At 67.8% G+C, this 22884-nt stretch carries 16 protein-coding genes; 6 read left to right on the forward strand and 10 right to left on the reverse strand.

All coding sequences use genetic code 11. The features are described 5' to 3' along the window. Window positions 1–20: 20 nt before the first annotated feature. From ACM26Y_RS25025 to ACM26Y_RS25040, 4 genes are all read right to left on the reverse strand, one after another. The gene (locus tag ACM26Y_RS25025) at window positions 21–1211 is read right to left on the reverse strand and encodes a CaiB/BaiF CoA transferase family protein (protein ID WP_416062262.1); all 1191 of its coding nucleotides are present in this window, start codon (window positions 1209–1211) and stop codon (window positions 21–23) included. Next, a complete protein-coding gene (locus ACM26Y_RS25030; protein WP_416062263.1) occupies window positions 1208–2464 on the reverse strand; it encodes an MFS transporter in 1257 nt (418 codons plus the stop codon). Before ACM26Y_RS25030 ends, ACM26Y_RS25025 begins: the two co-directional genes overlap by 4 nt. A gap of 233 nt (window positions 2465–2697) precedes the next feature. After that, window positions 2698–3714 (reverse strand): LysR family transcriptional regulator, encoded by a 1017-nt coding sequence (locus ACM26Y_RS25035; RefSeq protein ID WP_416062264.1) that lies wholly within the window; start codon window positions 3712–3714, stop codon window positions 2698–2700. A 166-nt stretch (window positions 3715–3880) separates the two neighbouring features. Beyond that, the gene (locus ACM26Y_RS25040) at window positions 3881–4489 is read right to left on the reverse strand and encodes a TetR/AcrR family transcriptional regulator (protein ID WP_416062265.1); all 609 of its coding nucleotides are present in this window, start codon (window positions 4487–4489) and stop codon (window positions 3881–3883) included. 142 nt (window positions 4490–4631) lie between these two features. On the opposite strand from ACM26Y_RS25040, the gene ACM26Y_RS25045 reads away from it, so the two are divergent. The 5 genes from ACM26Y_RS25045 (at window position 4632) to ACM26Y_RS25065 (ending at window position 11461) form a co-directional block, all read left to right on the forward strand. Next, the gene (locus ACM26Y_RS25045; protein ID WP_416062266.1) at window positions 4632–5849 is read left to right on the forward strand and encodes an acetyl-CoA C-acetyltransferase; all 1218 of its coding nucleotides are present in this window, start codon (window positions 4632–4634) and stop codon (window positions 5847–5849) included. Between the two features lie 15 nt (window positions 5850–5864). After that, window positions 5865–6596 (forward strand): SDR family oxidoreductase, encoded by a 732-nt coding sequence (locus ACM26Y_RS25050; protein WP_416062267.1) that lies wholly within the window; start codon window positions 5865–5867, stop codon window positions 6594–6596. 22 nt (window positions 6597–6618) lie between these two features. Next, window positions 6619–8415: an acyl-CoA dehydrogenase gene (locus ACM26Y_RS25055; RefSeq protein WP_416062268.1), complete on the forward strand. Its 1797-nt coding sequence runs from the start codon at window positions 6619–6621 to the stop codon at window positions 8413–8415. 19 nt (window positions 8416–8434) lie between these two features. Next, on the forward strand, window positions 8435–9196 hold the full coding sequence (locus ACM26Y_RS25060) for an SDR family NAD(P)-dependent oxidoreductase (protein WP_416062269.1): 762 nt from the start codon (window positions 8435–8437) through the stop codon (window positions 9194–9196). A 1116-nt stretch (window positions 9197–10312) separates the two neighbouring features. Continuing rightward, complete coding sequence (locus ACM26Y_RS25065) at window positions 10313–11461, forward strand: hypothetical protein (RefSeq protein ID WP_416062270.1); 1149 nt, start codon at window positions 10313–10315, stop codon at window positions 11459–11461. 919 nt (window positions 11462–12380) lie between these two features. Here the strand turns inward: ACM26Y_RS25065 and ACM26Y_RS25070 are convergent. From ACM26Y_RS25070 to gabT, 5 genes are all read right to left on the reverse strand, one after another. Beyond that, a complete protein-coding gene (locus tag ACM26Y_RS25070) occupies window positions 12381–13175 on the reverse strand; it encodes an NAD(P)H-dependent oxidoreductase (protein ID WP_416062271.1) in 795 nt (264 codons plus the stop codon). Between the two features lie 681 nt (window positions 13176–13856). Beyond that, the gene (locus ACM26Y_RS25075) at window positions 13857–14972 is read right to left on the reverse strand and encodes a CaiB/BaiF CoA transferase family protein (protein ID WP_416062272.1); all 1116 of its coding nucleotides are present in this window, start codon (window positions 14970–14972) and stop codon (window positions 13857–13859) included. Further along, window positions 14969–16435: an aldehyde dehydrogenase family protein gene (locus ACM26Y_RS25080; RefSeq protein WP_416062273.1), complete on the reverse strand. Its 1467-nt coding sequence runs from the start codon at window positions 16433–16435 to the stop codon at window positions 14969–14971. Before ACM26Y_RS25080 ends, ACM26Y_RS25075 begins: the two co-directional genes overlap by 4 nt. 32 nt (window positions 16436–16467) lie before the next feature. Next, window positions 16468–17661 carry an acyl-CoA dehydrogenase family protein gene (locus ACM26Y_RS25085; RefSeq protein WP_003934993.1) on the reverse strand — a complete coding sequence of 398 codons (1194 nt, stop codon included), beginning with the start codon at window positions 17659–17661 and terminating at the stop codon, window positions 16468–16470. Window positions 17662–17695: 34 nt separating this feature from the next. Then, on the reverse strand, window positions 17696–19054 hold the full coding sequence (gene gabT, locus ACM26Y_RS25090; RefSeq protein ID WP_054370751.1) for a 4-aminobutyrate--2-oxoglutarate transaminase: 1359 nt from the start codon (window positions 19052–19054) through the stop codon (window positions 17696–17698). Window positions 19055–19232: 178 nt separating this feature from the next. Here gabT and ACM26Y_RS25095 point away from each other — a divergent pair, with 178 nt between their 5' ends. Then, window positions 19233–22367: an NAD-glutamate dehydrogenase domain-containing protein gene (locus ACM26Y_RS25095; RefSeq protein ID WP_416062274.1), complete on the forward strand. Its 3135-nt coding sequence runs from the start codon at window positions 19233–19235 to the stop codon at window positions 22365–22367. Window positions 22368–22497: 130 nt separating this feature from the next. On the opposite strand, the gene ACM26Y_RS25100 is transcribed toward ACM26Y_RS25095, so the two are convergent. Then, window positions 22498–22824 (reverse strand): putative quinol monooxygenase, encoded by a 327-nt coding sequence (locus ACM26Y_RS25100; RefSeq protein ID WP_416062275.1) that lies wholly within the window; start codon window positions 22822–22824, stop codon window positions 22498–22500. Between the last annotated feature and the right edge of the window lie 60 nt (window positions 22825–22884).

A 22884-nucleotide genomic window follows, 5' to 3' on the forward strand; every position in this document is an offset into this window, starting at 1 on the left:
TCGGAAGAGAGTTCCGGTGCCTAGCGGAGGTGGACGATGCCGGAGGATTCCAGGGCGTCGACCGCGGCGGGGGGGTAGCCGAGTTCGGCGAGCAGCTCGGCGGTGTGCTGACCCAGGTCCGGGTCGCCTTCGCTGCCGGGCTTGGGCATGCTGCCCAGGTGCCAGGGTGACCCGAGGGCGGTGTGCGATGCCCCGTCCGTGTCGCTGACCTCGATGAACAACCCGGACGCTTCGACGTCGGCGCTGCGCATGGCCTCGGGGTAGGTGTTGATCCTGCCGGCCACGACTCCGTTGGTGGTCAGCAACTCCATGGCCTCGTCGCTCGTCATCGTCGAGAATGCGCTGCGCAGCTCGACCAGCATTGCCTGCCGGTTCGCCACCCGTAGGGTGTTGCTTGCAAAGCGGGGGTCCTCGGCCAGGTCGGGGCGCCCGATGAGGCGACACAATCGGTGGAAGTGCACGTCCGAGTAGGCGGACAGGACCAGGTTTCCGTCCTTGGTTGTCATCACGTCCGCGGCGGGGGCGATACTGGGTTGCCCGTTGCCCTTTCGGATGGGCTCCTCGCCGGTGATCAGGTACTGGCCCCAGTTCGTGCCCTGCAGGTGGAGGGCGACTTCGAGCAGGGAGACTTCGACGGTGTCGCCTTCCCCGGTGCGGAGCCGGCGCACATATGCCGCGAGGATCGCCTGCGCGCACACGTAACCGGAGGCGACGTCGACGATCTGGGCCCCCACCTTCTGGGGTTCACTGTCGGCTTCCCCGGTGACCCACATCATTCCGCTCTCGGCCTGCGCCGCGATGTCGAGTCCGGGTCGGTACTTCGACGGTCCGTGCAGACCGAATCCACTGACCGTCGCGTAGACCATCCAGGGGTGGGCGGCGAGAATCTGCTCGGCGCCGAGTCCGAACGACTCCATGACCCCCGGGCGCAGGTTCTGCACCACGATGTCGGCGCCGGCGATCAGTTTCCGGGCGATCTCCTGTGCCTGCGGATCCTTCAGGTCCAGCGCCATGGACCGCTTGCCGCGGTTGTAGTTCTGCAGCATGGCCTCGCCGGCTGGTCCGATCCCGCGGGCGGACTCGCCGTGCACCGGCTCGACCTTGATCACGTCCGCCCCGAGGTCCACGAGGATCTGCGTGGCGGCGGGGGCTGCGATGAACTGCCCGAAGTCGATGACGCGGACACCGTCCAGCGGCTTGTCGATGCTCATGCTGTCTCCTCGACTCGACGGCGGATGAGGGTGATGTCGCGCTCGGGGTTGACCAGGAAGATTGCGATGACCGCCCCGACGACCATCAGGGCGCCGCTGGACTGGAAGCCGATCGCATAGCCGGTGATCTTGTCGACGGACGAGCCGACAGCGAAGCCGAGCACGAGCGGCGCGACCATGCCTGAGATGCTTGCGACCGCCGAGAGCATGCCCAGAACCATCCCGCGCTTCTTCGCCTGGACGACGTCCGCGATCGCGGAGAGTGCCACACCGAAGGCTGCGGTGTTCAACGAGAACGCGAGAGCGATCAGGACCAGCTGCAGTCCGCCCTGGGGGAGCAGCGTGAACCCGGCCATCGAGACTCCGGCGCCGGCGACGAGTGCTGCACTGAAGTAGCCGCGGGCGATCCGTCGGGAGACGCCCCGCGAGATCAGCCGGCCGGAGAACCAGCCCGCGGCGACAGCGCCGCCGGCGGCGAGCCCGTAGGGCAGCATCATGAGTTGACCGGCGGTGGCGGTGTCGTAGCCCAGGCCTTCCTGGAGATAGACGGGCAGCCATGCGATCTTCAGGGTGGTCGACCAGTACGAGCTGAACATCAGTACCGCGATGCCGACAACGGTGCCGGTCTTCAGGATCGTCTTGTAGGGTGCGTCGACAGTCTCGACAACCACCGTCGAAACCGGAGCTGTTTCGCCTTCGCCGGCGCTGCGGCCGAGGATCAGCCAGGCCCCCGCCCACAGGATGCCGATCGCGATGAGTACATAGAACGCGGCGTGCCAGTCCCAGTAGAAGATGATCCAGGTGAGCACCGGGGCGGCGAGCAGAGTGCCGATCGAGGCGCCCGCGGAGACGAAGCCGCCCGCCATCGCCCGCTTCTCCGGCGGGAACCAGGAGTGTGCGGCATGATTGGCCAGCGCGAACGCAGGTCCTTCGGCGAATCCGAGGATCACTCGGCAGGCGATGAGGACGCCGAAGCTGACCGTGCCGAGCAGCGGGATCATCGTTGCGACCCAGGTCAGCATCAGACCGGCGAGCAGCCAGCGGAGACTCACCCGAGACGAGAGCCAGCCGAAGAACAGGGCGCCGGCAGCGAACAACCAGAAGAAGCTGCTCTGCAGGAGTCCGAACTGCTGCGAGCTCAGCCCCAGGTCGCGCTGAATCTGCACCCCGGCGAACGCGATGACGGATTTGTCCGCGTGATTGATGAGCATGAAGAGGACGAGAAGACCGACGACGAGCCAGGCACGTCGCATCTGCATCGACCGTGGTGGCCGTGACCGTACCGACGGATTCGTCGGCGCTGTTGTGTGCATCGTGGGATCCCTCCGAGAACGAGCGGCGGTGGCGCACCGACGAGCGGGGGCAATGTCCACTCCGAAGGATGATCATCCAGGTGAGGACCCGGGCGCGCCGCAATGACGTGATGTGGTACACACCATTCAAGGCGTAGGGATCGATCGGGTCAAAGACTAAAAAAGTAGAAGATCTACTGCAATTGCCTATGAATCATGGAGGCTCTGACATTGTCTTCCCGTAGTCGGCGGTCACCTTCTTCGCGCGTCAGCCTTCCCGCTTCGACCAGGGACAGTCCGTCTGCCATGTATCCCGCGACGGACTGGGCGAACTCCTCGAACGATGCCCGGGCGCAGACCAGGAACTCGGTCGATGCCTCCGTGATCCGTCCGGGTCGGTGGACGACGCCCATCTTGCGGGTCAGGCGCGGCGAGAGTTCCCGGACGACTCCGCCGCGGAGGATCGCGTCGAGCCCGCTACGCAGCGCGACAATCGACACCCCACCACCGGCAAGGACGATCGGCAGCACGGCGCCACGCTGGCGCACCTCCACAGCGACATCCGGCTCGACTCCGTGCAGGCGCAACGAGCGCTCGATGAAGTCGCGGGTCGCTGTACCGCGCCCGCTCATCACGAAAGGGACTCCGGACAACTGCTCGATCGGCACCGGGTCCGGCCACCGCGCATCGGTTCCCGGCGGACACACCAGGACCAGGTGCTGATCGATCAGTTCCTCGCCCACCAGCTCCTCGGCGGGCAGAGGCAGCGCGAGAATGCCCAACTCACACGCTCCCGACTTGACCAGCGATACGACATCGGTGGTCTCGTCGCGTTCCTCGACGTGGAAACGGATGTCCGGGTACTGATGGCGAAACTTTGCCACCCACACCGACAGTGGATCCGAGGACAGATCCGACAGCGAAGCCACGTCGATCCGGCCACCGCGCATCGCACCGACATCTCGGACTGCATTCTCCGCAGCGCCCACCTCGCGCAGGATGGTGCGGGCCGGGCCGACGAGCGCCTCGCCGGCCGGCGCCAGTACCAGCCCCCGCCCGACCCGGTGGAACAACTCGACACCAAGATCCTTCTCGAGCTTGCGCACCGCCTGTGACAAGGACGGCTGCGCCACCCGCAACTGTGCCGCGGCTCGTGTCACCCCGCCGTTGTCCACGACGGCGAGGAAGTACTCGATCTGGCGCAGGTCCATGTCCCGAATCTAGAGGCTGAGCCGGGCGTGGCGTTCGATGTCGAAAGAACCATCGGACAGCATCTGCAATCCAACCGTCCCGGATGCGAGGCTGTGAGCGTTGTCGCCGACCGCGAAGCCGGATGCCCGATACAGAACGGTCGGGTAAACACACGGGTGCGAGACATCAGATATTCCCGACCATCCGCAGCGCAAGCTCGACAAACCGCTCCGCCAGCACCTCGGCATCGGAGTATGCGTTCGAAGGGAACCAGCGACTGACGTCGATGCCCAGCGAGGTGATCGCCAGTGTGGCCGCCGCAGAATCGAGGATGTGGAATTCGCCTGATGCGCCGCCGAATTCGAGGATGCGCTCGAACACCCTCGATGTCGCACGCCTGATCTCGGCGATTGTCTTGAAGTGCTCGTCGGACAGGGCTCGCAACTCGTATTGGACAACCCGCGCAATTGCATGATGGTGCGCATGCCACTTGACGTAGGCCGATACCGCGGCGGTCAGCTGGTCACGCGGACTCGTCGCCGAGTCGGCTGCTCGGGTGATCGTGTCGAGGACTGCGCGGTGGCCCTCGAGGGCGATGGCGAAGAGGAGCGACTCCTTGGTCTTGTAATGCGGGTACACCGCGCCGGGACTGAGGTCGAGACGTGCAGCGATTTCTCTGGTACTGGCCGCTCCGTATCCCTTGGCGGCAAAGACCTCGGTGGCTGCGGCGCGTATCCGTGCCGCAGCCTTCGACGTGCCCACCTCGTAGGCGGGGTCCTCCAGTGGTGTGTCCACGCCTACAACTGCTTTCCGGACGGGGGAGGGGTTGACAGAGCTCCGTTCACGAGACCAGTATATGCAAACGCATAGAAAATATGCGGTCGCATACTTTCAGGTGCTGTCTTCCGCACCCCTCCTCCACCGATCAGGAGTCGCCATGCCCGAGGCCGTCATCGTTTCCGTCGCCCGTTCACCGATCGGACGTGCCGGGAAGGGGTCCCTGGTGGACATGCGGCCGGACGATCTTGTCGCACAGATGGTCGCCGCGGCGCTGGCGAAGGTGCCGGAACTCGATCCCACGGACATCGACGACCTGCTTCTCGGCTGCGGCCTGCCCGGTGGTGAACAAGGCTTCAACATGGCCCGCAATGTCGCGGTCGAGCTGGGCTACGACTTTCTGCCCGGCACCACCGTCACCCGCTACTGCTCGTCGTCGTTGCAGACCACTCGCATGGCGCTGCACGCGATCAAGGCCGGAGAGGGAGAGGTATTCGTCTCGGCCGGGGTCGAGACGGTGTCGCGGTTCGTCAAAGGCACCTCCGACTCGCTGCCCGACACCCATAATCCGCTCTACGCCGACGCGCAGGTCCGTACCACCGAACTCGCCCGAGGCGGACAGCAGTGGGTCGATCCCCGTAAGGAGGGACAGATCCCCGACCCTTACATCGCTATGGGCCAGACCGCCGAGAACGTCGCCCAGATCACCGGTATCTCCCGCGAGGAGCAGGACCGATGGGCGGTGCGCTCGCAGAACCGCGCCGAGGAAGCCCTCGAGTCCGGCTTCTTCGAACGGGAGATCATCCCGGTTACGCTGCCTGACGGCACTGTCGTCTCCACCGACGACGGACCACGTCCGGGCACCACGTACGAAGCCGTGAGCCGGCTCCAGCCGGTCTTTCGTCCCGACGGCACCGTCACGGCAGGCAACGCCTGTCCCCTCAACGACGGCGCCGCCGCCCTGGTGATCATGTCCGACACCAAGGCGAACGAACTCGGCCTGACGTCGCTGGCGCGGATCGTCTCGACCGGCGTATCCGGTCTGTCGCCGGAGATCATGGGCCTCGGTCCGATCGAGGCCACCCGCAAGGCCCTTGCCCTCGCCGGCATGACAGTGTCCGACATCGACCTGTTCGAGATCAACGAGGCATTTGCCGTGCAGGTTCTGGGCTCGGCCCGGGAACTCGGCATAGACGAGGACAAACTCAACATCTCCGGCGGTGCGATCGCTCTCGGACACCCATTCGGTATGACCGGAGCCCGAATCACCGCGACCCTGCTCAACAACTTGCAGTCCCACGACAAGCAGTTCGGTGTCGAGACCATGTGCGTCGGCGGGGGCCAGGGTATGGCCATGGTCCTCGAGCGACTTCACTGACAGACAGGAAAGATCATGGGAAACATTACTTTCGACTTCACCGGCAAATCGGTTGTCGTCACCGGCGCCGCCCGCGGAATCGGCCGGGCCCTCGCCGGCCACTTCGCCGACGCCAAGGCGACGGTGTTCATGGTGGACTTCGACAAGGACGAGCTCGATCAGGCCGCCCGCGAGGTCGGAGCCGTCGGCATCCCCGCCGATGTCGGCAACACCGAGGACGTCGAGCGGGTCGTCGCCACTGTGATCGACGAGACCGGCCGGGTAGATGTCCTGGTCAACAATGCCGGCATCCTGCGGGACAGGGTGCTGTGGAAGCTGACCGACGACGACTGGAACCAGGTCCTCGAGGTCCATGCCGGTGGAACATTCCGGTTCACCCGGGCCTGTGTGCCGCATTTCCGCAGACAGAAGTTCGGGCGGGTCGTCAACGTCACCTCCTACACCGGGCTGCACGGCAATCGCGGCCAAGCCAACTACGCCACCGCCAAGGCCGGCATCATCGGATTCACCAAGACCGCCGCGAAAGAACTCGCCGCATTCGGCGTCACCGTCAACGCGATCTCTCCGAACGCGGCCACCCGGATGACGGCCTCCATCCCACACGAGAAGATCGCCGAGGTCACCGGCCCGATCCCGCGGTTCGCCGACCCCTCCGAGATGGCCGACGCGATCTGCTTCCTCGCTTCCGAGGAGGCCGGCTACATCACCGGCGTCGTCCTCCCGGTCGACGGCGGACTCTCCCTCTGACGCCACCATCGAACGGACACCCATGACCGACGTACTCTCCCGGCGCGACCTCGACTTCCTGCTGTACGAATGGCTGGACGTGGTATCGCTGACCACCCGCAAGCGTTTCGCCGACCACTCCAAGGACACCTTCGACGCGATGCTGGACCTCAGCGCCGACATCGCACACAAGCATTTTGCCCCGCACAACAAGAAGGCCGATGCCAACGAACCGACCATGCGTCCGGACGGCACCGTCGAGATGATCCCGGAGGTCAAGCAGGCACTCGACATCTTCGCGGCCGCCGGCCTGACCGCCGGGCAGTTCGACGACAGTGTCGGAGGTATGCAACTGCCCGCTACGGTGGCACGGGCAGCAATGGCTTGGTTCCAGGCAGCGAACGCCGGCACCGCGGCATATCCGTTCCTGACCGCCGCCAACGCCAATCTCATCGCGACCTACGGCACCACACAGCAGATCGACGACTTCGTTCGTCCGATGGTCGCAGGTCGCTGGTTCGGAACGATGTGCCTGTCCGAACCGCAGGCCGGATCTTCGTTGGCGGACATCACCACTCGGGCAGTACGCCAGGACGACGGCAGCTATCGGTTGACCGGGACGAAGATGTGGATCTCAGGCGGTGATCACGAACTGTCCGAGAACATCGTGCATCTGGTCCTGGCGAGGACTCCCGATGGCGCTGCCGGAGTCAAGGGCATCTCGTTGTTCATCGTGCCCAAGTTCCTTCCCGCACCCGGCGGCCGACGGGGGGAGCGCAACGATGTCGTCCTCGTCGGACTCAATCACAAGATGGGCAACCGGGGAACCACCAACACCTTGTTGTCCTTCGGGGACGGAACACACTCACCGCGCGGTCAGGCCGGAGCGATCGGATTCCTTGTCGGAGAGGAACATCGCGGGCTGTCCTACATGTTCCAGATGATGAACGAAGCCCGGATCGGCGTGGGATTCGTCGCCACAGCACTCGGCTACGCCGGGTACCTGCAGTCGCTGGAGTACGCGAAGGTACGGACTCAAGGTCGAGCGATCGGCGCGAAGGACCCGTCGGCGGCGCCGGTCCCGATCATCGACCATGCCGACGTGCGCCGGATGCTGCTGGCACAGAAATCCTATGTAGAAGGTGCTCTCGCGCTGGGTCTTTACTGCGCTCGCCTGGTCGACGAGCAGGACTCCGCCCTCGATGAGCCCGCCGCCGCAGATGCCGGCCTGCTACTCGACGTCCTGACACCGATCGCCAAGAGTTGGCCGTCGCAGTGGTGTCTGGAGGCCAACAGCCTGGCAATCCAGATACACGGCGGGTACGGCTACACCCGCGACTACGACGTCGAACAGTTCTACCGCGACAATCGCCTGAATCCGATCCACGAGGGCACACACGCCATCCAGGGACTGGATCTGCTCGGACGCAAAGTCGCCATGCGCGATGGCGCCGCGATGACGCTGCTCGGATCGAAGATCGCCGAAACGATCGGACGAGCACGACGAGTCGGCTCCGACGCCGCGCAGTACGCGGACGAACTCGAACATGTGTGGAATCGGATGGTCGCGGTCACGGACACCTTGCTCTCGGAGCCGGACAAGGCGGCCGCACTCGCGAACTCTTCGATCTACCTCGAGGCGTTCGGCCACACGGTCGTCGCGTGGATCTGGCTCGAGCAGCTCACTGCGGTCGATGACAAGGTCGGCGCCTTCTACGACGGCAAGCGGGCCGCCGTTCACTACTTCTACAACTACGAACTCGCCAAGGTCGGTCCGCAGATCGAGCTCTTGGGACGCGTGGACCGCTCCCTGGTCGACTTGAACCCCGGTGTCTTCTGACTTCCGAAGGACAATACCCATGAATGTGCTCGACAAGTTCCGCCTCGACGGCCGTGTCGTCGTAGTCACCGGTGCATCGTCCGGTCTCGGTGTCGCATTCGCGAAGGCATGCGCCGATGCCGGCGCGGACATCGTCCTGGCAGCCCGACGGGCGGACAAGCTCGACGACACTGCCGACCTCGTTCGCGCCTCAGGCCGCCGGGCACTGACCGTGGCCACCGACGTCGTGGATCCCGATCAGTGCAACGCGATGGTGGCGGCGGCGATGAACGAGTTCGGTCACGTCGACGTCCTCATCAACAATGCAGGGATCGGAACGGCCGTTCCGGCCCTCCGCGAGACGCCGGAGCAGTTCCGATCGGTGATCGACATCAATCTGAACGGTTCCTACTGGGCCACGCAGGCATGTGGCCGAGTCATGCAGCCGGGAAGTTCGATCGTCAACATCTCCAGCGTCATCGGGCTCACCACGGCTGGATTACCGCAAGCAGCCTACAGTGCGAGTAAGGCTGCCGTCATCGGCTTGACACGGGATCTGGCTCAGCAGTGGGGATCGCGCAAGGGAATTCGTGTCAATGCAATCGCCCCGGGATTCTTCGCCACCGAGATGACCGAGCAATACAGCGACGGATACCTCGAGTCGCTGTCACGGCGCATGGTCCTCGGCCGGACCGGCGACCCGATCGAACTCGCTGCGACAGTAGTCTGGCTGGCCTCCGACGCAGCCGGTTACGTCACCGGCCAGACGATCGCGGTCGACGGCGGTGTCACCATTGCCTGACGGCGTCGAGGCTTGGATCTGTAGAGGATTCGTGCACCTTCATCCCGGTCATCCTCAGGCCTGACATCCCGAGCCGGCCGGGGACGGGTGAGCCCGCCGCCGTGGACCCGCGGAGCCGGTTCCGGACCACCGCCTCGCTGTTCTCCCGTCCGGACATCGACAGACCGCACGGACAGACCGCACGCTCACTGGTGCAGTACCGCATCGCACGCCTACACTCGCGCCGGGATCACCCTCCGGAGGGTGCGCAATGCCCTGAGCTACGGCACACATTCGCGACCACCTCGGCCGAGGGCGGAGTGTCGGCCTCGAGCTGCGGCAGCTTGTCGAACATCCGCCAGGTGCGAACGGCCTCACGCAGCGCCCGCGGAGGCCCCTGTCGGCCCTTCGACGGCAGCGATGTTCACGGTGCACACACACCCCCCGCGTCCGGCCGGCGGCACACAACCGATCGACCAGAGCGCGATCCAGGTGTCGCGAGGATGTGCAATCGCGGGGCCGGGTAGTCGCGAGCACAGTGCCCCTCGACGACGAACACGCCCGGACAGGACCCACAGGCCCAGGCTCGTGCGTTGGCGGGGTGGGTGGCCCCCGACCCCGGAAATCTGCGTTCCTTCCCGTGAGCATCATGGGTGCGCGAGAACCAAGGTCTTCGGACGTCGACTCGTGCGGGCGAGCATAGGTTCCGAAACAGCGCGTCGGTCCCGCATGCCGAACGGTATCGCTCCGGAACTCGCGGGAGCGAGAGAAGACCTTCCACCTGCTGCGCTGTGCGTCATCAGCACCGGGTGAGTGGAGCCAGGCATCGAGGCTCGGAAGTGCGGGTCGGCAAGGCCGTCGATACGAAGGCCGATGCAACACGCCGCAACGCTTGTGACGTGTGGTCGATTGGAGTGTGCTCCGAGTCACATTCTCACGGGAAGGACACTCCGATGCGCCACGCTCCCGCGGCCGGTTCCGAACTGGGCCGCCCGAACTGACGAAGAATCCGTCACGAAGCAACCCGCGATCCGCCGGCCGACTTCCGACGGACCGCCGGGTGATTCACCGAGCTTCTCGACCGTCGATATCCTCCACCCTCGATTCGAGGGCATCACAGAAGGTTCCGGTATCCCCATGTCCGAACGCTCACACGCCGGCACGTCCCCGGGGTGGCTCGCATTCGGTGTCGTCGACACCGCCGTGGTCGTCACCGTTTCCGTTGCGGCGTGGTACCTGCTCGCCGACCCGCAGTTCAGTCCGTTCGATCTGTATCCGCTACCGTTCAATGCCCTCCTGTTCTGGGCTCTCCTGTTCGTCGTGTGGGCCGGATTCAACCTGGAGTTCTGGGGATTCGATCGGCTACGGCAGCCGTGGCGCGGACTGGTGTTCCTCGGCGCCACCTCGGTTTTCGCCGTCGTCGTCACCTATGTCCTCGCGAGCGGGATCGGCCACCTGTATCCCGACTTCGCGGCCGACCGTCCCGACGGCCTGGGCTACTTCACGGGTGCGCTGTTCGTCCTGTTCGGTTTCTCCACGTGGGTTCTGGTGGTGCTCAACTGGGGGCACTGGCCGTGGACCGATCTGGGTCTGAAACAGCCGTGGGTCGGTGCCTGCGAGGTCGTCACCCTCCTCGTCCCGACCGCCCTGCTCTATTTCGTACTGGGTGTACCCGCGGTCTCGGACACCGTCCGGGAGGGGGCGGCGCTGTTCGACGTCGACACACTGCTCGGCTGGTACTACTCGATCATCGTCGCGATCGTGCTCACCGGGCAGACCCTGGAGAACTGGCCGTGGCGGCTGGCCGGGAGCCGCATGCGGATCGCGCTGGTCTCGACGATCGGCAACATCGCGCTCGGCACCATGTTGTTCGCGGCACTGCGCGCCGTGTGCACGGTGCTCGTCGGCGCCGGCACGGCCGCCGATCCGGGCTTCCCGATCGATCAGTTCCCGGCCCAGCTGGGCGTGTGCTGGGTGGCATGGATGATTCTGTGGGCCAACGCTTTCGGAAACAAGCCGACGGAGGCCGGGGCCGTGGCGAATCTGGTGTCCCGCGTGGCGATCACGTTCGCTCTCGCCGTGATCACGTTCGTCCTCTACTACTACGTGGTCGCCGAGATCGTGCTGCACGAGCCAGCTGTCGCCGACGGCCTGCACGGCAACGCCCTCGGGTTCATGGACCTGTTCGCGTTGGTGACGCTTCTGTACGTCGTCGGCTTCGAGTCCTTCGGGATCCGACGACCCCCTGTTCCCGCACCCGAGGATCGCGTCGTCGCGCATCCTTGATCCGACGGTCCCGCCGCCGTGCGACGCCCGTCCCGCCGCGGCCGGACGCGACGGGACGGGCACTCCTCCGGGCAGCTCCGGTCAGTCCGCGGCTCCACCCAGGGGTGGTGGAGCCGACCGGTACCGGACTGGAGTCCTGGAGGAGGTCAACGGGTTTCCGACCTGCGGCGTGGCACTTCCGGGCACGGACACCACGGCGTCGAGACCGAGTCGGCAGAATCGCCGGCTCAGCTCTGCGTGGCGTCGAAGGCTGCCCGATCCGAGTGGGCAGCGCAACTCGGTGCGGACGTCGATGGTGGCGCGGAACTATCGAGCGAGGTGGTTGTCGGTGGCCAGACCCGGAGGCGTGCGAGGCGGACAGACTTCCTTTGAACTTGTCGGGGGCGATCAGACCCCCCACCGGGGACTTCTTCCTTCGTGGGTGCCTTCGAGGTTGTCGGTAAGCAGGAAGAGCGCTCACCGCGTCCATGCTTCGGGATTGACCACGTGCGGTGGGAGGTCACCACGGGCCATGGCGATCGCATTTTCTGCGCACAGTCGAGCCATCTCGGCGCGCACGGACACGGTTGCACTTCCTACATGGGGGAGGAAGCCGAGGCCGGTGGAGGCGTCGGCGAGGACCGGAAAGGCCGATAGGGCGGGGAGTCGGTTGTAGAGTCCTACCGCCGTGTAGTCGATACGATGGCGCTCGGCGAGGGTGGTGATCCTGCCGGCGGCGATGGCGCGGGTGCGGCGCTGTCTTCGGCGATCACTGTGGGCACCGGTACGGCGGTTTCGGCCGCGCGGACATGACGGTTACTTCGCGGTACATGTCGTGGGCGGTGCTCAGGACACGGTCGAGCGGTGGGCGGTGTGAGCCGTCGAGACAACAAATTGGAGGCCCGACGACGTCAGCTTCGACTGGTCGACGGGCGCTCGGTCATGGTGTGACCGAGGGAGCGGCGGCAGCGTGGCTCTCGGGTGGTGGCTGGGGTCGGTCGAAACTGCGACCGAGGTCGTAGGCCTGCCGAAGGTACTGTTGCACCTTTTCGGGCGTCGCCGCTGTGGCGGCGTAGAAGTACACGTGTTCCACGTCCTGGATGCCGGGGAACCGGAAGCCCCACTCGTCGAGGACCTTGCCGATGGCGTCCCGGACTCCGGTGTCGTAGGAGTCCTTGTCGAAGATCGTGGAGGTCATGATGAGTACCCGTCTGTGCTCGAGCAGCGGGATCCGACCGTTGACGTCGCCGTGCCAGCCCTCGGAGGTGAGACCGAAGGCAAAGTCCAGCGTCCAGACCCGGTCGATCCAGCCTTTGAGTATCGAGGGGAAGTTGCAGTAGTGAATCGGTGCGATGAAGGCCAGGGCGTCGGCGGCGGCGACCTTGGCCTGCTGCGCGAGGACGTCTTTGGGCATGCGGCTGCGGATCAACGCGGCGATTTCGGCCGGTGACTTGCCCCTGAGTGCCCGCTGGGCCAGCCACCGCTGCCCAGGCCATCGGCAGGAGTCCAGCACGCGGCTGCGTAGATCCATCTGCTCGAGGATGTCGGCAGGGATGTCGGGGCTGGTGTAGCTGGCTACGTCCCGGTCTCTGAATACGGGGTCGAACTTGATTGCGTACAGGTCGATGACCTCACTGGTGTGCCCGGCTTCCTGGAGGCCCGCGGTGAACCGATCGAGCACGCCGTGGCAGAACGAGTGTGGGTCGTGGTGTGCGTAGATGGTCAGCACCTTCATGACAGGGTCCTTCCCGTTCGGTCCTGCTGTGACCGGATGTCCTTCGGTCCGTAGGCCGACTGTGGGCCTTGTCTGGTCCTGCGGACAGAGCCAAAGGTCCTCTCGTCCCGACCGAACGAGGGTCGATGTCCGTCGGGCAAGCCTGCGAGGGACCCCTTCGAGGCGCCCTGGGGTGACGAGGCGGCACCGCAGAAGCCGCGACTTCCTGATCTCGATCGTCGGGAAGCCGTGACCGCGCAGCGCTGTGCGTCATGAGCCAGCCGACGAGGAATTACGACTGCGAAAGCTCCCCTGATGACGACGAGCATCGACCGTGAGGCGCTCCGTAGGAAGTATGCGAATGAGCGCGACAAGCGAATTCGGCCGGACGGTTGCGATCAGTACATTCGTCTCGATCGCGTGCACGGGGATCGCGTGACCCCTACCTGCCGGTCACGGCGACGGCAAGGCGGGGCGCGGTGATCACCGCCGCCCTGTCCCGTCGCCGATTCGCCCTGCCGATGCCGATCATGTGGTCCGGTCCAGAGTTGGCCGGCATGGGCTCCGAAGGCTGCCCGGATGCCACAGCGACGCCGGGAGACAGTGGATACTCCGCCACCGGGGTCACGCGCTGACGCCGTGCGACGCCCGTCCCGCCGCGGCCGGACGCGACGGGACGGGCACTCCTCCAGGCCTCTGCGGTCAGTCCGCGGCCCCACCCAGGGGTGGTGGAGCCGACCGGTACCGGACCGGAGTCCTGGAGAAGGTCAACGGGTTTCCGACCTGCGGCGTGGCACTTCCGGGCACCGACACCACGGCGTCGAGACCGAGACGCCGGGCGAACTCGAAGGCCTCGGCGACATCGTTGATGGGCCCGGCCGGAACACCCACGCGGGAGAGTTCGTCGTACCAGTGGTCGGCGCCGGCCGTAGTAAGGATCGAGGTGATCTCCTCGCTCAGTTCCTCGCGATGCGCGACACGCAGCGGGTTGCTGCAGAACCGCGGGTCGGTGGCAAACTCCGGCGCGCCGATCGTCTCGGCGAGCCGGGCGAACTGCTTGTCGTTGCCCACCGCCAGCGCCAGCGGCCGGTCCTTGGTCGGGAACACCTCGTACGGGGCGATGCTGGGGTGCCGGTTTCCGATGATGCCCGGCACCACCCCGGCACCGAGGTACGCCGAGCCCTGGTTGACGAGCGAGGACAGCAGCGCGGCAAGGAGGTTGGTCTCGACGCGTTGCCCCTCGCCGGTGCGCTCGCGGTGGTGCAGCGCAGCGAGGATCCCGGCGAGGGCGTGCAGGCCCGTGAGCACGTCGACGACCGCGACGCCCACCTTCGTGGGCGTGCCGGCCTCGGGTCCGGTGATGCTCATGAGTCCGCCGACGGCCTGCACGAGCAGGTCGTAGCCCGGCAGGGCCGCTCCGTCGCCGCTCCCGAACCCGGTGACGGAGCAGTAGATCAGCCCCGGGTTGACGTCGACCAGGTCGTCGTAGCCGAGGCCGAGCCGCTCCATGGTGCCCGCACGGAAGTTCTCGACCACGATGTCCGCGCGCGCGACGATCCGGCGGGCTTCGGCCCGGCCCTGCTCCGACGCGAGGTCGAGGACCACGGAGGTCTTGTTGCGGTTCACCGAGTTGAAGTACGTGGCCGTGCCGGCGTCGTCGTAGGGGGGTCCCCATGCCCGGGTGTCGTCGCCGGTGCCGGGGCGTTCGATCTTGACGACCTCGGCGCCCATGTCCGCGAGCATCATCGTGGCGTAGGGACCGGCGAGGACCCGGGTGAAATCGGCGACGACGATGCCGTCGAGTGCGCCTCGGCTCATGCGATCGGCCTCCCGCCGCGAAGGTAGACGGTCGTGGTGTGGGTGAAGAACTCCCGTGCGGCGCGGCCCTGTTCCTTCGGGCCGTACCCGCTCTTCTTCGCGCCGCCGAACGGGACGTGCGGATCGGCGCCGGCGGATTCGGAGTTGATGTGCAGGATGCCCACGTCCAGGTCCTCGAGCGCCCCGAGCGCGCGGGTGAGGTCCTGGGTGAACACCGCCGCCGACAAGCCGTAGTCGCTGTCGTCGGCGAGCGCGAACGCCGCCTCGGCGTCCGTCGCGCGGCACACGGCCAGGACGGGTCCGAACAACTCCTCCCGCCACACGTCGAGCCCGGTGCCGGGCAGCTCGAGCACGGTGGGCGGCACGTAGAACCCGGCCGCGAGTTCACCGTCCTCGTACGGTCGCCCGCCGAACAGCACCCGGGCACCCTGCCGGACCGCCTCGTCGACACCTGCCTGGATCGACGTCCGCGCCGCGGCGTCGACCACCGGACCCATGTGGACCTGCTCGTCCAGGGGATTGCCGACGGTCCACTTCCCGATCCGGGCGACGAGTTCACCGACGAACTCGTCGGCGACGTCGTCGGTGACGATCAGCCGCGAGGTCGCCGTGCACTTCTGCCCCGACGACCGGAACGCACCGAGCAGCACCTGCTCGGCGGCGAGATCGAGGTCCGCGTCGCCGAGCACGACGGCCGCGTTCTTGCCCCCCATCTCCGCCTGCACCGGCACGCCCCGCGCGGCCCCGGCCGCCGCGAGGCTCCGGCCGACCGCCGTGGAACCGGTGAAGGTCAGCGCGTCGATCCCCGGATGATCGGCGATGCCGGCGCCGACCGCGCGGCCGCCGACGACGAGGTTGAGCACGCCGGGCGGCAGGCCCGCGTCGGCGAGGGCCTGCGCGAGCCGCATCGCCAGCAGCGGCACGGTGCCCGCCGGCTTCCACACCACGGTGTTGCCGTAGGTCAGTGCCGGGGCGATCTTCCAGGCGGGTATGGCGATGGGGAAGTTGAAGGGGGTGATGACACCGACCACGCCGACGGGCTTGCGCGCGACCAGGATCTGTTCCCCGCGCCGCGGGGAGGCGAACACCTCACCGGCCTCCCGGTCGCCCTCGCCCCCGTAGAAGCGCAGGATCTGGGCGGCGCGGAGCACCTCGGCCACGCCCTCGCCGCGCGTCTTGCCCTCCTCGCGGGCGAGTTCCGCGCCCCACTGCGAGGCGGACGATTCGACGACGGCGGCCGCCCGGGCCAGGACGGCACCGCGTTCGTGCGCCGGGGTCTTCGCCCAGTGCCGGGCCGCGGCGCGCGCGGCGGCGACGGCCCGGTCGACATCGTCGCCGGTGGCCGCGCGGCCGTGGGCGACGGTGACGTCCGGTTCGGCGGGGCTGATGCTGGTCAGGGTCTCGGCCCCGCCGTCGAACCACTCACCGTCGATGTAGTGTTGCAGCAGAACGGGTGTCGTCATGGCGTGTCCCTTCGACGCGTCGACGGTGCGGATCAGCGGAATGCGGCGTGACCGGTCAGCGCGCGACCGATCGAGAGCAGGTGCATCTCGCTGGTGCCCTCGTAGGTCAGCACCGATTCGAGGTTGTTGGCGTGCCGCAGCGGCGAGTACTCGAGGGTGATTCCGCTGGCGCCGAGGATGGTCCGGCATTCGCGGGCGATGGCCAGGGCCTCGCGGACGTTGTTGAGCTTGCCGAGGCTGATCTGCTCGGGAGTGACCCCGGATTCGTCCTTGAGGCGGCCGAGGTGCAGCGCGAGCAGGAATCCCTTGCCGAGCTCGAGCGTCATGTCGGCCAGCTTCTCCTGGGTGAGCTGGTAGGAGGCGAGCGGACGATCGAAGACCTCGCGGGAGGCGGCGTAGTCCAACGCGGTCTCGAGGCTGTTGCGGGCGGCGCCGAGCGCGCCGAACACGATCCCGAACCGGGCCTCGTTGAGGCAGGACAGGGGAGCGCCGAGTCCGCGGGCGAGCGGCAGCTCGGCCGACGCCGGCAGGCGCACGTTGTCGAGCACCAGCTCGGAGGTCACCGAGGCCCGCAGCGACAGCTTCCGGTGGATCGGGTTGGCGGTGAAGCCGGGGGTGTCGGTGGGCACGACGAACCCGCGCACGCCCTCGTCGGTCTGCGCCCACACCGTGGCGACGTCCGCGAGATTGCCGTTGGTGATCCACATCTTGGTGCCGGTGAGGATCCAGTCCGACCCGTCCCGGCGGGCGCGGGTGCGCATTCCCCCGGGGTTGGAACCGAAGTCGGGTTCCGTCAGGCCGAAGCACCCGATAGCGTCGCCGGAGGCGAGCCGGGGCAGCCAGTGCTCCTTCTGCTCGTCGGACCCGTAGCGGTGGATCGAGAACATCGACAGCGAGCCCTGCACCGAGACGAAGCTGCGAAATCCGCTGTCGCCGGCCTCGAGTTCCAGGCAGGCCAGGCCGTAGCTGACGGCGTTGGTGCCGGCGCACCCGTATCCGTCCAGGTGCATGCCGAGGACGCCGAGGGCACCGAACTCCTTCGCCAGTTCCTTGGGCAGCGTGGCGGATTCGAACCAGTTGCCGACCTCGGGGGCGAGCCGGGTCTCGACGAAGCGCCGGACGGTGGCGGCGATGTCGCGTTCGTCGGCGTCGAGCAGGGTGTCGGCGCCGAGGAGTTCGAGCGGCCGCAGGGGGCCGGTCGTGCGTGCGGGTGCGGTGGTGGTCATGTGCTGGTCCTCGGGGGTAGAAGAGCGGTGGTGGTCAGAGGGCGGCGAACGCGTCGCGCAGCACCGAGAATGCCTCGGTGAGCAGCGCATCGGAGATCGACAGCGGAGGCAGGAACCGGAGCACGTTCCCGAAGGTGCCGGCGGTCAGGGTGAGGACTCCGTGGGCCTGGCAGTACCGGGCGATCTCCGCAACGGCCTCGCGGTTGGGGGTGGTCGTACCGGGCTCGACGAGCTCGACGGCGACCATGGCGCCGCGGCCCCGGACCTCGCCGACGACGGGGTGGCGGGTGCCGATCTCGCGCAGTTCCCGGAGCATCAGCGCGCCGATCTCCTGAGCGCGGTCGAGCAGGTGCTCGGCCTCGATCGTCTCGAAGACGCCGAGCGCCGCGGCACACGCGGCGGGGTTGCCGCTGTAGGTGCCGCCGATGCCGCCCGGATGGGCGCGGTCCATGATCTCGGCCCGGCCGGTGACGGCCGCGAGCGGGAATCCGCCGGCGAGTCCCTTCGCCGTGACGATCAGATCCGGTACGAGGCCCTCGTGCTCGCACGCGAACCAGGCTCCGGTGCGGGCGATTCCGGTCTGGACCTCGTCGGCGACGACGAGGATGCCGCGGTCCCGGCAGAAGTCGGCGATGCGCCGCAGGAATCCGTCCGCGGGAACGATGAACCCGCCTTCGCCCTGGATGGGTTCGACGACGACGCACGCCACCTGGTCCGCGCCGATCTGGGCGTCGACGAGCAGCCGGAACTGCTCGAACGCCTCGTCCGCGGCGCGGTCGGGCCCGCTCGGCCACCGGTAGGGGTAGGCCATCGGCGCGCGGTAGACCTCCGGGGCGAACGGACCGAAGGAGTGCTTGTAGGGCTGGTTCTTCGCCGTCATGGTCATCGTCATCAGCGTGCGGCCGTGGAAGGCGTGGTCGAACGTGACCACGGCGGACCGGCCGGTCGCTGCGCGGGCGTACTTCACGGCGTTCTCCACGGCCTCGCTGCCGGTGTTGAACAGGGCCGTGCGCTTGGCGTGCGTGCCCGGGGTCAGGCGGTTGAGGGCTTCGGCGACCTCGATGTACGGCTCGTAGGGGGTGGCGAGGAAGCAGGTGTGGGTGAACTGCTGCAGCTGCGCGGTGGCGCGTTCGACGACCCGCGGCGCGGAGTTGCCGACGGTGGTGACGGCGATCCCGGAGCCGAGGTCGATGAAGGAGTTCCCGTCCACGTCGACGAGCACACCCCCGCCCCCGGCTGCCGCGTAGATCTCGGCGCCACTCGTCAGGCCCGCCGGCAGCGCGTCGGCGCGGCGCTGCGCCAGCTCACGCGACCGGGGTCCCGGGATTTCCGTCACGATGCGGCGAGCCTGCTCGAGCCCGGGGCCACCCCGTACGAGTTCGACTGCGGTCATGTCCTTCTCCCTCCGTCGGTTTCCTCGAACTGTAGGAGCGCGGACGCCGGGTCTCTGATGGACCTCGAGTACAAGTTTTGCGATCTGTATGGACACCGCGTACATGTCCGTCCTGGGCGGCCCGCCGCAGACTGACGGCACACCACGGCCCACACCGGGTGACCGAAAGGACAGACCGATGATCACCGCCCCCACGCACCCGTACGAACCGGCGCCCACCGACGTCGCCGGGGCAGCGCGGCACCTCGCGCACGCGCAGGATGCCGGACCGGCCCTGCTGTTCGTGGAGGACTCGTCCTCCGACGGCACCGCCTGTGCCGTCATGCGATGGCCGGGACGGGATCCGCTGCTCGCCGACTCCGTCCACACGTTCGAGCACTTCGGACTGCGGATCGACGATCACGAGCTCCTGACGGCCGGCGATCCGGACCGCCGGGTGCATCGGTTCGCGTTCGTCACGCCCCCGGAGTGGGAACCGGATTCGCCGCGCCGGGTGGCGGCGGTCTTCGACGCCCATGCGCAGGGCCGCACCGTCGTCGACGGGTACTCCCGCCTCGCCGTCGTCGCCGAGGTGGACGTGCGGGACATCGCCCTGGTCCGCGCCGCCGCCCGCTTCGCCCGCCAGGCGGGACTGATCATGTCGGAACGGTACGTCGTCGACACGCTCTGCCGGCATGCCGGATTCGTCGAGGCCCTCGTCGCCTGCTTCGCCGCGCGCTTCGACCCGGACCGGCACGACCGGGACGACGCCGCCGAACAGGCGCTCGCCGAGCGGCGCGGCGCGGCGGAAAGCCTCGACGAGGACCGCATCCTGCGCAGCCTGGAGTCGTTCGTCACCGCCACCGTGCGCACCAACTGGTACCAGCGCGACGAACACGGTGCGGCGAAACCGTACGGGTCGTTCATGCTCGAGTCCGCTCGTCTCGCCGACCCCGGACCGGTCGTTCCGCACCGCGAGATCTTCGTCCACTCCGACGACGTGGAGGGCATCCACGTGCGGAGCGGCACCGTCGCCCGGGGTGGGCTACGGTTCTCGGACCGTCCGGAGGACTACCGCACCGAGGTCCTCGGTCTGATGAAGACCCAGGTCGTGAAGAACGCTCCCATCGTCCCCGTCGGCGCCAAGGGCGCGTTCGTCCGCACGAGCCCGGATATTTCGCCCGCCCAGGCCTATTCGACGTTCGTCCGGGGCATGCTCGACCTCGCCGACAACATCGTCGACGGACGGATCGTGCACCCGGGCCGCACCGTCGTCCACGGCGGGGACGACGCCTATCTGGTGGTGGCCGCCGACAAGGGCACCGCCCGGTTCTCCGACCTGGCGAACTCCATCGCCGCGGAGTACGACTACTGGCTCGGCGACGCCTTCGCCTCGGGCGGATCGAGCGGATACGACCACAAGGCGATGGGCATCACCGCGCGCGGCGCGTGGGTCGCGGTCCGCGAGCACTTCGCCGACCTCGGCGTCGACGTCGACACCACCGAGGTAACGGCGGTGGGGATCGGGGACATGTCCGGCGACGTCTTCGGCAACGGGATGCTGCTCTCCCCGCACCTGCGCCTCGTCGGTGCCTTCGATCACCGGCACATCTTTCTCGATCCCGACCCCGACCCGGCTCGCGCCCACGCGGAGCGCCGCCGGCTGTTCGAGCTCCCCGGATCGAGCTGGGACGACTACGACCGCGACGTCCTCTCCGCCGGGGGCGGCGTGTGGCCCCGCTCCGCGAAGTCCGTCACCGTCCCGGAACCGGCACGGCGCCTGCTCGGACTGCCCCACCCGACCACCACCCCGGACGAATTGATCAAGGCGCTGCTGACGGCGCCGGTGGATCTGCTCTGGAATGGCGGTGTCGGCACCTACGTCAAGGCCTTCTCCGAAAGCCACACGGATGCAGCCGATCCGGCAAACGACCCCGTCCGTGTCGATGCCTCGCAGCTGCGGTGTCGCGTGGTCGGCGAGGGCGGCAACCTCGGCTTCACGCAGCGGGCGCGCATCGAGTTCGCGGCTGCGGGCGGGCGTGTCAATGCGGACTTCATCGACAACGCGGCCGGTGTGGCCACCTCCGACGCCGAGGTGAATCTGAAGATCGCTCTCGAATCTGCCCGGCGCAGAGGAGGTCTGACCCTCGAGGAGCGCAACCGGCTGCTCGACGACGCCCGCGACGAGGTGGCCCGGACGGTGTTGCGCACGAACCGGGACCAGTCGGTGGCGCTCGGCCTCGCCGTCTCGCGCGCGGCCCGGCTGCTCGGCAGGCACGAGCGGCTCATCATCCACCTCGAGACCGGTGGCGGGCTCCGGCGCAGCACCGAGGTGCTGCCCACCGTGCAGGAACTGGCCGCGCGAGCGGGCGCCGGCCGGGGGTTGACCAGGCCGGAGATCGCGGTGCTGCTCGCCCGGTCGAAGAACGTCGTCTGCCGGGATCTGCTCGAGTCGGATGTGCCCGACGACCCCGTCTTCGCGGACGTCGCCCTCGAGTACTTCCCTGCCGGCATGCGCGACGTGCTGCGGGACGAGATCCGGGACCATCCCCTGCGCCGCGAGATCGTCGCGACCCGGATCGCCTCCGATCTCGTCGATCACGTCGGTCCGGGGATGATCTATCAGCTCGAGGAACGGCTCGGGGTGCGCACGCCGGCGGTCGCCCGGGCCTACGCGGTGATCCGGGCGGTGTTCGACACCGACCGGTTGTGGGCCGAGGCACGCGACGGCGCCGGGTCCGGCGCCGAGCGCTGGGAACGCCTCGGCGCCGTACAGGGATTCGTCGAGCATGCCGCCTCGTGGATCCTGCGGCTGCGGCCGTCGCCGCTCGACGTGACCGCCGAGATCACGCGGCTGCGTGCCGGGGTCGAGGATCTGCTCGCAGATGCCGTGGCCGGCGACGGACCCGACTTCCGGCTTCTCGGCGAGTGTCCGGCCCTGGTCGACACCTCGCACACGCTGGACTGCCCGGCCCGCCTCGTCGCCCGGGTGCACACCGCCACGGGCTCGCTGCTCGGGATCGACGGGCTGTCACCGGACCTGTCCACCGGATCCCACACCTGGTGGGACAGCACGGCGATCGCCACCGTGCGGGACGAACTCGCCGACCGTCACCACGGTCTCGTCGCCGCGATCCTGCGCCGGGACGGCGCGCCGACCGGTCCGGCGGACGTCGACGAGGTCTTGGCGCGGTGGCAGGAGCGGGTCCCGGACGCGATCGCCCGGGTCACGCGCCTGACCACCGAACTTCGCGAGAACGGACTCGTCGATCTGCCGCGGGCATGCACGCTCGGTGCGGAACTGCGCCTGCTCGTGCGCGCGACGGAGCGGTGAACGCGTGGTGCCCCTTCGGACGGGGAGATCCGAAGGGGCACCACGGCGGCGAGCCGCCCGAATGTGACGGCGGCGAGCCGCCCGAATGTGACGGCGGCGAGCCGCCCGAATGTGACGGCGGCGAGCCGTGTCAGCCGACCGTCTCGAGTTCACCCATGCGGGCCCACTCGACGCCGGGGAGCTCGGTGTTGAGGATCCTCGGCGTCTCGCTCAGTGCGGGGCGCATGGCGTCGAGCCCTTTGCGGAAGTGGTCGGCATTGACGTGGGCGGCGCCGGCCTCGCCGTCTCGGAACGCCTCGACGAGCACGTACTCGGCGGGATCGTCGACGCTGCGGGACCACTCGAACCACAGATTGCCCGGCTCGGTCCTCGTCGCCTCGGTGAATTCTCTTGTGAGCGAGAGCCAGTCGTCCTGATACTCGGGACGGACCCGGAACTTGACCACGATGAAGATCATTGCGCACTCCGATTCTGTCGAGCAGTGATGGACACGGCGGCGGCCGGTCGCCCCGGAGGG

Source organism: Rhodococcus indonesiensis (assembly GCF_047782815.1).
GTDB lineage: Bacteria > Actinomycetota > Actinomycetes > Mycobacteriales > Mycobacteriaceae > Rhodococcus > Rhodococcus indonesiensis.